The sequence below is a fragment of the Streptococcus pluranimalium genome (assembly GCF_047785745.1).
Classification (GTDB): Bacteria; Bacillota; Bacilli; order Lactobacillales; family Streptococcaceae; genus Streptococcus; species Streptococcus pluranimalium_B.
Map to the genome: position 1 here is coordinate 1 of NZ_JBLOJT010000169.1, position 1,996 is coordinate 1,996.

A 1,996-nucleotide genomic window follows, 5' to 3' on the forward strand; every position below is an offset into this window, starting at 1 on the left:
TACCATGGGAAATCTTCTTGATGTGGTGGTTCATGCAGCTAATTTGCACGACACAAAAGAGGTTGCTTTTGTCAAACTATCACACATTAATCGTCTTTTAAGGGCTTTATAACTTTGTGAATACAGGTTCTAGTTTCTACCGAATACGCTTTTTTGACCATAACAAAACACTCCTGTTTCTAGTTTACTAGTTTTCAACAGGAGTGTTTTTCTTATGTCTCATTTTATGGGTGCAGTGCCTTGACAGCTTGTTTTTTTTTCGTTAGACTACTCGTAATCGGTGTCATTTTAACGATAAATCACCTCGAAAATTAAATACCACAAGGGAGTGCCTTTGGGCTGAGACCACATGTCTGTGGAATCCTTATCAACCTGATCTGGTTAGTACCAGCGTAGGAATTGTGTCATTATGTACTTGGTAAGGCTCCCTTTTTGATAAAAAGGAGTTTTTTATGTCAAAAAATCTTAATGCTTTAGTTGAAGCTGCTATTTTCGCTGCACTCGCCATGGTTCTTTCTTTTATCCCTGATTTTGCTAATTGGTTTTCTCCTTCATTTGGAGCTATTCCACTTGTTGTCTTTTCACTACGCCGTGGCCCAAAATATGGTCTATTAGCCGGTTTTCTTTGGGGACTTATACACTTTATCTTTGGAAAAGTTTATTATTTAGCCTTTTCTCAGGTCTTAATAGAGTATATTCTCGCTTTTGTTTCTATGGGCTTAGCAGGCATTTTTGCTCAATCCTTCCAAGCAGCCATTCGAGCTAAAGAATCCAAAAAAGCTATCTGTTTAGGTAGTCTTGCCAGCTTGTTAGCAGTTGGAATTCGCTATTTTTGGCATTTTTTAGCAGGGGTCATTTTCTGGGGTTCATACGCTCCTAAAGGAATGTCTGCACTATGGTATTCTTTTAGTGTCAATGGCATCGCTGGTTCATCTACTCTCATCTTGGTTATCATTAGTCTTATTCTTTTAGTATCAGCCCAAGCTAATAGACTCTTTTTAACAAAATAATCTTAAGGTTTCTTTAACATATATTGTGTTAAAATAAAGTTTATGCCAAGATATAAAAGACGCCGTAAGACTCCAAAAACATTCAAGACTACAATCATTATCATCTCTTCGCTTATGGTATTGATGCTATCGGCATTTGGATTCATTCATTATGTAAATGCTAAAAAGCTACTTAACTATGAGACACAGCAGATGACCAACATTGGTCATCTTCATGAACTATTTGATGAGCAATGGCATCGCATAACTTCTCCAATTTCTCACCAAGAGACAATTACTATCACCTCATATCGTGAGAAAAAAGTCAGAGGAAGTGTTCATCTCTTTGCTGGATTCATTTTTAATGGCAAGCAGTATTATACATTAGCAAATCAACTAACTCTTATTCAAGACAATCCTATCAACCAAGCGGTCGCTGACTTAGGTTATCCCCAAGTTAATATCTCAAAACAAATCAATAAACGGTTTACAAAAATCCCCTATTTTAATACTAGTCGTCAGCCTATGGGGATTGTTATCCATGAGACTGGTAATGATGACTCAACACTTGATAATGAAATTAGCTACATGATAAAAAACTATCACACATCAGGTGTTTTCGTCCATAGCTTTATCAATGCTAATCAAATCATAACGATTGCCAATCCTGATTTTATGGCACAAGGTGCTGGGCCTAAGGCCAATCCTAACTATATTCAGTTTGAGATGACTAGAGAAAATAGCCCAGATGCTTTTACTAATCAGTTATCTAATGCAGCCTATTATACTGCTAAACAACTGCGTCATTATCACCTACCAGTTACAATAGGGCAAGAGGATGGGCAAGGAACTATCTGGACGCATGATATGGTGTCCAGATATCTTGGAGGAACTGACCATGCTGATTCCGTCGAATACTGGAGAGGTATGGCTAACTACTATTGGGGAGTGGATTATAGTGTTGAAGATTTTACACAATTAGTCCAAGCCTATTATAATCAAATACT

At 37.2% G+C, this 1,996-nt stretch carries 2 protein-coding genes and 1 riboswitch; both genes read left to right on the forward strand.

What is annotated here, in order from left to right; genetic code table 11:
* Nucleotides 1-314: 314 nt before the first annotated feature.
* A riboswitch (TPP riboswitch) is annotated at nt 315-416 on the forward strand.
* Between the two features lie 36 nt (nt 417-452).
* Nucleotides 453-1,010 (forward strand): energy-coupled thiamine transporter ThiT, encoded by a 558-nt coding sequence (thiT, locus tag ACMZ6U_RS10210; protein ID WP_416108315.1) that lies wholly within the window; start codon nt 453-455, stop codon nt 1,008-1,010.
* A gap of 42 nt (nt 1,011-1,052) precedes the next feature.
* Nucleotides 1,053-1,996, forward strand: a 944-nt coding sequence (locus ACMZ6U_RS10215; RefSeq protein WP_416108316.1) for an N-acetylmuramoyl-L-alanine amidase, incomplete at its 3' end; no start/stop codon positions are given.